The 5,938-nt window shown below is 64.5% G+C and carries 9 protein-coding genes; 6 read left to right on the plus strand and 3 right to left on the minus strand.

The annotated features are described in order from the left end of the window. A partial coding sequence (locus ACESL8_RS03645) for an esterase-like activity of phytase family protein (protein ID WP_372916067.1) occupies window positions 1–1,360 on the minus strand: 1,360 nt, incomplete at its 3' end. Between the two features lie 142 nt (window positions 1,361–1,502). On the opposite strand from ACESL8_RS03645, the gene ACESL8_RS03650 reads away from it, so the two are divergent. After that, a complete protein-coding gene (locus ACESL8_RS03650; RefSeq protein ID WP_372916069.1) occupies window positions 1,503–2,285 on the plus strand; it encodes an SDR family oxidoreductase in 783 nt (260 codons plus the stop codon). Window positions 2,286–2,403: 118 nt separating this feature from the next. Next, window positions 2,404–2,691, plus strand: coding sequence for a hypothetical protein (locus ACESL8_RS03655; RefSeq protein ID WP_372916071.1), 288 nt, complete (start codon window positions 2,404–2,406; stop codon window positions 2,689–2,691). 111 nt (window positions 2,692–2,802) lie between these two features. Here ACESL8_RS03655 and ACESL8_RS03660 read toward each other — a convergent pair whose 3' ends face one another. Then, a complete protein-coding gene (locus ACESL8_RS03660; RefSeq protein WP_372916073.1) occupies window positions 2,803–2,961 on the minus strand; it encodes a hypothetical protein in 159 nt (52 codons plus the stop codon). A 96-nt stretch (window positions 2,962–3,057) separates the two neighbouring features. On the opposite strand from ACESL8_RS03660, the gene ACESL8_RS03665 reads away from it, so the two are divergent. The 4 genes from ACESL8_RS03665 to ACESL8_RS03680 are packed head-to-tail and all read left to right on the plus strand — an operon-like array spanning window position 3,058 to window position 5,620. Beyond that, a complete protein-coding gene (locus ACESL8_RS03665; RefSeq protein ID WP_372916075.1) occupies window positions 3,058–3,372 on the plus strand; it encodes a YggT family protein in 315 nt (104 codons plus the stop codon). Next, a complete protein-coding gene (gene folD / locus ACESL8_RS03670) occupies window positions 3,369–4,238 on the plus strand; it encodes a bifunctional methylenetetrahydrofolate dehydrogenase/methenyltetrahydrofolate cyclohydrolase FolD (RefSeq protein ID WP_372916077.1) in 870 nt (289 codons plus the stop codon). Before ACESL8_RS03665 ends, folD begins: the two co-directional genes overlap by 4 nt. Then, a complete protein-coding gene (locus ACESL8_RS03675) occupies window positions 4,235–4,906 on the plus strand; it encodes a MarC family protein (protein WP_372916079.1) in 672 nt (223 codons plus the stop codon). Before folD ends, ACESL8_RS03675 begins: the two co-directional genes overlap by 4 nt. Before the next feature lie 57 nt (window positions 4,907–4,963). Beyond that, on the plus strand, window positions 4,964–5,620 hold the full coding sequence (locus ACESL8_RS03680; protein WP_372916081.1) for an SDR family NAD(P)-dependent oxidoreductase: 657 nt from the start codon (window positions 4,964–4,966) through the stop codon (window positions 5,618–5,620). Between the two features lie 89 nt (window positions 5,621–5,709). On the opposite strand, the gene ACESL8_RS03685 is transcribed toward ACESL8_RS03680, so the two are convergent. Then, a partial coding sequence (locus tag ACESL8_RS03685; RefSeq protein WP_372916083.1) for a PEPxxWA-CTERM sorting domain-containing protein occupies window positions 5,710–5,938 on the minus strand: 229 nt, incomplete at its 5' end.

The following is a 5,938-nucleotide window of genomic DNA, read 5'->3' on the forward strand; positions in this document are numbered from 1 at the left end:
ACGACCCAAACCGGGCAGCATCGGCGCCAGTCACCGCAAAGCTGTACAGCCGCGACGGCACCAGCGCCTGACCCCGCGGGCACAGCGCACCCAGCGCGACCTGCGTGAACGCCGCGGTGCCATCGGTGCACACATCAAACTGGATGCCGCTGTCGTTCTGCGTCACTGAAAAATCATTGTCGGTGGCCAGCACGAGCGCAAAACCGCCGCCGGCCAGCCGCGGACCAATGGCCAGGCCCTCCAGTTTTTCCGGCATGATTTCGCCCGCCGCCAGCAGCGCTGCCTGCACATCAAGGAACAGCAGCTTGCTCACCGGCTGCACGCCGCCGGGCAAGGCACTGCTGCCGGCCAGGCTGGTTCCGGAAATGTCGGTCGCACCGGCCAGATCGATCAGATAAACCCGCTTGGTGCCCACCGGGCCGTTGGGGCTGATCAGTGTATCGGGGCCCTGGCCGCGATTATCGCGTTCGATCACCAGAAAGCTGGTGCCGCCGATCCAGGTGATCGACGACACGCCGATGCTGCGGCCCTGGTTGGTGGCGCTGAACGGGTTGGAGGCCAGCCGGGCGTTGATGCCGGTGATGCTTTCCAGCTGGTAGGCGAACTGGCCGGTGGATTGGCCAGTGGCGACATCGAACTGCACGATGCGCAGATTGCGGCTACGGCGGCCATCGTTGCTGGCGCCTTCGTTCACCAGCGGATCCTGCAGGATGCCCCACGCGGTGGTGCCGTCGCCCGAAATGGTCAGGCCTTCGTAACCGCGATTGTCCTGCCGGCCCGACGTGATTGTTGGCCGGCCGTTGGCAAAATCGAGATTACCGGCGGCATTGCGCGGCAGCAGGTTGCCCGGCTGGGTAAAGGCCCGCAAAAACGTGCCGTTGGCTTTGGTTTCATACACCGACGGCCCATATTCGTCGGCCACCAGAAAATTGCCGCCCGGCAAGCGCGCAATGCCTTCGGAATCCAGCGCGTTGCCCAGTACGCCGGCGCCGCCGGGCAAGCGGCTGGGATTCAGGCCGCTGAACACCTGGCCATTGGCCTGGCGAAACACGATGGTGTCCACCACGCGAAAATTGCTGATCGCGCCATTGGCAGCGGTATCAACCTTGAAGGTTTCGATGCGCGGCGCCCAATCGATGGTGCCGCCGCCGGGGCCGCGATCGCTGATGCCATAAAACACGCGCCGGCTTTGATCATAGATCATGTCCGAGCCAAAGCTGAGGCGGTTGAGGTTGGGGCCATTGCCCAACGTCGAACGATCCGTCGCATTGCCGGCAACGTCGATCTTGCCCGCAAAGGTGACAGCGGCAGGCGCCGGAACAGCAGCCAGTACGGCAGCAGCAAGAAGCAGATAGCGCATGAATTTTCCCTGTTCTGGACACGGTATCGTTAACCATCGCAGGTGAAGACCGCATGACGTTTGCAAGACAGTTTTGTAACGGCTGGCAAGCCCCCGGCAGGTTCGGCTTGACCGCAGTCACTGCGCCGGCAAAACCGCAGGAATGACCAGATTGAAAGGCAAGACCGCCCTGATAACCGGCGCCGCACGCGGCATCGGTGAAGCCATCGCGCGCCGGTTTGCCGCCGAAGGTGCGCTGGTGTGGGTGACCGATATCGATCCCGCCGGGGAGGCCGTGGCGGCCAGCATCGGCGGGCGCTTCGCCGTGCTCGATGTGTGCGATGAAGCCTCGTGGGATGCGCTGATGGCGCAGGTTGGGCGGCTCGATATTTTGGTGAACAACGCCGGCATCACCGGGCTCGAAGGCGGCCATATGGTACCGCACGATCCCGAACATGCCAGCCTCGCCGATTGGCGGCACGTGCATGCCGTCAATCTGGATGGCACCTTCCTGGGCTGCCGCGCCGCGATCCGGGCGATGCGGCCCCAGCGCGCCGGCAGCATCATCAACATCTCGTCACGGTCAGGCATCGTCGGCATTCCGGCGGCGGCGGCTTATGCATCGTCAAAGGCTGCCGTGCGCAACCACAGCAAATCGGTGGCGCTGTGGTGCGCGCAAAATGGCCTCACCATCCGCTGCAATTCCATCCACCCGGCCGCAATTTTCACGCCGATATGGGAACCGATGCTGGGCAGCACGCCGGCGGAGCGCGATGCCGCGATGCAGGCCCTTGTCGCCGACACGCCGCTGAAGCGCTTCGGCACGGCAGACGAGGTCGCCGCCATGGCCGTGTATTTGGCCAGCGACGAAAGCGCTTATGTGACTGGCAGCGAATTCCACATCGATGGCGGCATCCTTGCTGGGTCGGCCGCGTCACCAAAGTAGGCCGCCACAGCCAGCAACAGCCGGCTCACTGGTGTTGCGGCTGTTGATGCGGTAGAACGTGCGCGGGTAAAGACGGGTCCGGGGAAGTCGGAAGTTAAATTCAACGGAGATGGTGACTATGAAAATTGCACTGAAGCAGGTTTTGCTGGCCGGCATGACGGCGTTCGCGCTTGCGGCCTGTTCGCAAACGACCAAGGAACAAACCAACGAAGCCGCGCAGTCGGCTGCCGATGATACGACCGCCAATGCGCAAAAGGCTGGTGACGCCGTGGAAAACGCTGCTGACAATACCGCCGCTGCCATGGACCGTGCCGGTGAAAACGCCGAAGCCGCTGCTGCCAATGCCCGCCAGAACACCGGCGAAGCACTGGAAGAAGCCGGCCGAGACATGCAAAAGCCCAAGTGAGGCGACCACGCTTCGCCCAATGGCAATATTGAAGCAGCCCGGCCTCGCGGTCGGGCTGCTTTTTCATCTGAGCTGCGGGCTCAGTTCGCCTTGCGTTGGCGGCCGGCCCGATCAGGTATCGCGCAGGTTTTCTGCTAGGATCTTGCCGCTAGGATTGTGCGGCAGCACGTCGATGAAGCCTATGCTCATTGGCACCTTGAAGCCGGTGATGCGTTCCCGGGCAAATGCGATCAGTGCTTCCGGCTCCAACTTGGCCAGCGTTTGAAACACGGTTTGTCGCTCGTGCAAGCGGTCACTGTACAGGCGTCAGCGCAATTTGCACCCCGCCATTGCCGGCGAACGGGCCAGCCTGTATGGGCCACGACCATGGAAAACACTGTCGTCGCCCTTGTGAAGAACATCTTCACCATGACCATCGAAGTGGTCATATGGGGGCTGATCGTGTGGGCAATTTCCAGCTGGCTGGTCGCCTTCAACGTAGTGAACACCCGTAATCGCTTTGTCAGCGGCGTGCTGAACGCGCTAGACCGAATTTACGGCCCGATGGTGCGGCCGATCCGGCGCATCCTGCCCGATTTCGGCGGCATCGATCTGTCGCCGCTGGTGCTGTGGCTGCTGTTGCGCGGCCTGCAGATATTGGTGCCGGCGCTGGTGCTGGATTCGGCAGTCCTGCTGAAATGAGTGCGACGCTGATCGACGGCAAGGCCCGGGCCGCGGCGCTGCGGGCCGAGGTGGCCATCGGGGTCGCGGCGTTCGTTGCCGCCCACGGCCGCGCGCCGGGGCTCACCGTGGTGCTGGTGGGCGATGATGCAGCCAGCGCCGTCTATGTCGGGGCCAAGGGCAAGGCCTGCCGCGAAGTCGGCATTATATCAGGCGAACATCGCCTGCCCGCCGATGCGGCGCAGGCCGATCTGCTCGCTCTGGTGGCGCAGTTGAACGCCGATGACGCGGTCGATGGCATATTGGTTCAACTGCCGCTGCCGCGCCATATCGATGCCGACAAGGTGATCGCCGCCATCGATGCCGCCAAGGATGTCGATGGCTTTACGCCCATCAACGCCGGCAAGCTCGCGATCGGTCAACCGGCGCTGGTGCCCTGCACCCCGTCGGGCTGCATGCGGCTGATCCGCGATGCGCTTGGTGATATCAGCGGTGCGCAGGCGCTGGTGATCGGCCGGTCGAGCATTGTCGGCAAGCCGATGGCCGCGCTGCTTACGGCTGCTTCCGCCACTGTCACCATCGCCCACAGCCGCACCCGCGATTTGGCCGGCCATGTCGCGCGCGCCGATATCGTGGTCGCAGCCGTCGGCGTGCCGGGCATGGTGAAGGGCGAGTGGATCAAGCCGGGGGCGTGCGTGATCGATGTCGGCATCAACCGCATCGCCCTTGCCGATGGCAAAACCCGCCTGGTGGGCGATGTCGATTTTGATGGCGCCCTGGCGCGCGCCGGCTGGATCACCCCGGTGCCGGGCGGCGTCGGCCCGATGACCATCGCCTGCCTGCTCGCGAACACGCTTGAGGCGGCGCGGGCGCGGGCCACGACGTGAGCGGGCTCTCCCTCGACGGCCCGCTCGTCCAGCTGTTCATCTCTGCGTTCGTTACGCTGTTCGTGGTGATCGATCCGCCTGGCTGTGTGCCGATCTTCTCCAGCCTCACCGCCGGCACCACCCCCAAGCACCGGTTCGACATGGCGGTGCGCTCAAGCCTGATCGCAGCGGGCGTGCTGATCGCTTTTGCGCTGGGCGGCGAGGCCTTTCTGTCGGCGCTCGGCATCACCCTGCCCGCGTTCAAGATCGCCGGCGGCCTCATGGTGTTCGTGATCGCCATCGACATGGTGTTCGAAAAGCGCACCCAGCGCCGCGAAAGCCGCGCCGAAGAGGTAAAATCGGCTGCAGACGCCGCCGGCAAACCGCTTGAAGAAGAAGATATCTCGGTTTTCCCGATGGCGATCCCGATGCTGGCCGGGCCAGGCTCGATCGCGTCGGTGATGCTGCTTTCGGCCCGTACCGGAGATCTGGTGCAGGAAGCCGTGGTGCTCGGCGCGCTGGTCACCGTGCTGCTGCTCACCCTGCTTTGCATGCTGGCGGCCGGGCCTATCATGAAGCTGATGGGCGCCAAATTCGAAGGCGCGCTCACCCGCCTGCTCGGCGTCGTGCTGGCAGCGCTGGCGGCGCAGTTCGTCATCGACGGCATCAAGCAGAGCTTCGGGCTTTAACTCGACACGCCCGCCGGCGCGGGCCAAACTGCTCCTGCAACCACAGGAGACACGCACATGCCATCCGCCCTCATCATCGGCGCTTCGCGCGGCATCGGCCTTGGCCTCACGGCGGAGCTGATTGGCCGCGGCTGGGATGTGGTCGCCAGCCCGTCGCCGGCGCTGGCTGCCACCGGCGCCCGCCTCGCACAGGTCGACATCGACACCAGCGAAACCGTGGCGACACTGGCCAGCAGCCTCGCCGGCGAGACGTTCGATCATGTGCTGATCAATGCCGGCATCACTGGCGGCAAGGCTGATACCGCCAGCACCGTGTCACGCGATGCCATGGCGCACTTGTTCTGGACCAATGCCATCGCCCCGATCCGCGCCGGGCGTATCTTGCTGCCACTGGTGAAGGAAGGCGGCTCGATCGGCTTCATGACCTCGATCCTGGGGTCGGTTGGCGGACGCACCCACGGCTATGCCGAACTCTACAGCGCCTCAAAGGCGGCGCTCAACAGCCTCACCCGCGGCTTTGCGGTGCAGGATGTCGGCAGCCGCAGCGTTGCCGTGCTCAATCTGCATCCCGGCTGGGTGAAAACCGACATGGGCGGGCCTGATGCCGATATCGATGTTGCCACCAGCGTGGGCGGACTGGCCGATGTGATCGCCGCCACACGCCCGCCGGGCCAGCGTTATATCGATTACAGCGGCGCCGCGATTCCGTGGTGACCGCCTGAACAGGAAAAGGGCGCCGCTCCGTTGGAGCGACGCCCTTTTCCTGGTGATCGTGCAGACCGGACGGACCGGACCAGCTTTGGTCAGGCCGCAACCGTGCTGCGACGACGACGCGACGCCAAACCGACCAGACCAAAGCCGGCGATCAACATCAGCCAATTGGCCGGTTCCGGAACAACCTGGCCGGTGACCAGCACGTTATCGAGAACCGGGCCGGCCGAATCATTCGGACCGCGGCCGGCGAACTGCAAGCGAAGCGCTCCCGAGCTGGTCGGGATGAACGAGAGCATGTAGCCGGCGAATGGGCGGTTG

Origin of the sequence: Sandarakinorhabdus sp., from assembly GCF_041689835.1 — a bacterium.
Classification (GTDB): Bacteria; Pseudomonadota; Alphaproteobacteria; order Sphingomonadales; family Sphingomonadaceae; genus Sandarakinorhabdus.

Bases quoted from the DNA above. Each gene is read 5' to 3' on its own strand.
- ACESL8_RS03650 (WP_372916069.1), top strand. From the start codon at position 1,503: ATGACCAGATTGAAAGGCAAGACCGCCCTGATAACCGGCGCCGCACGC.
- ACESL8_RS03655 (WP_372916071.1), top strand. From the start codon at position 2,404: ATGAAAATTGCACTGAAGCAGGTTTTGCTGGCCGGCATGACGGCGTTC.
- ACESL8_RS03665 (WP_372916075.1), top strand. From the start codon at position 3,058: ATGGAAAACACTGTCGTCGCCCTTGTGAAGAACATCTTCACCATGACC.
- folD (WP_372916077.1), top strand. From the start codon at position 3,369: ATGAGTGCGACGCTGATCGACGGCAAGGCCCGGGCCGCGGCGCTGCGG.
- ACESL8_RS03680 (WP_372916081.1), top strand. From the start codon at position 4,964: ATGCCATCCGCCCTCATCATCGGCGCTTCGCGCGGCATCGGCCTTGGC.